The 430-nt window shown below is 36.0% G+C and carries 1 protein-coding gene; it reads right to left on the bottom strand.

Annotation, left to right across the window (positions count from 1 at the left end; all coding sequences use genetic code 11):
* On the bottom strand, window positions 1-430 hold a 430-nt coding region (locus tag ES017_RS15455), incomplete at both ends, for a hypothetical protein (RefSeq protein WP_171335295.1).

The raw sequence follows: 430 nt of genomic DNA, 5'->3' as shown, positions 1-430 counted from the left end.
ACTCATTGCAAGCATATCAAAATCATAAGGAATTGTCGTGCTGTATAAACAATCAACATTAACATTCTCCAATTTTATTCGGTAGACATAATTCCCTTGCGGATTGTCAATGAAAACTCCCTTATACGCTGTTTGAAAGATGTTAATATGCGATCCCCAAAAACCATATGCACCAATAGTAATGTGAATACCTATGCCATCACATCGTAACATATTTACATTATCAATTGTCACAAACCCACCTGTATTAACCTGTATACCAAAACAAGATCCATTTGTAATAGGTTCTTTTCTTGAGACTTGTGGGTTCATAGGTGCAAGGTAGATATTTTCTAATACGATTTGTGTTCCTGCGTCAATTTGGATACCTTTCCATCCTAAATCATGCGAGTATTGAGTTATCATTGCACCTTGACAACCTGAACCACCT

It is taken from the genome of Anoxybacillus sp. EFIL (assembly GCF_013096955.1).
In the GTDB taxonomy this organism is placed as follows: Bacteria; Bacillota; Bacilli; order Bacillales; family Anoxybacillaceae; genus Anoxybacillus; species Anoxybacillus ayderensis.
The sequence above is the reverse complement of the archived record's forward strand: the minus strand, read 5'-3'. Positions and strand labels throughout refer to the sequence as shown.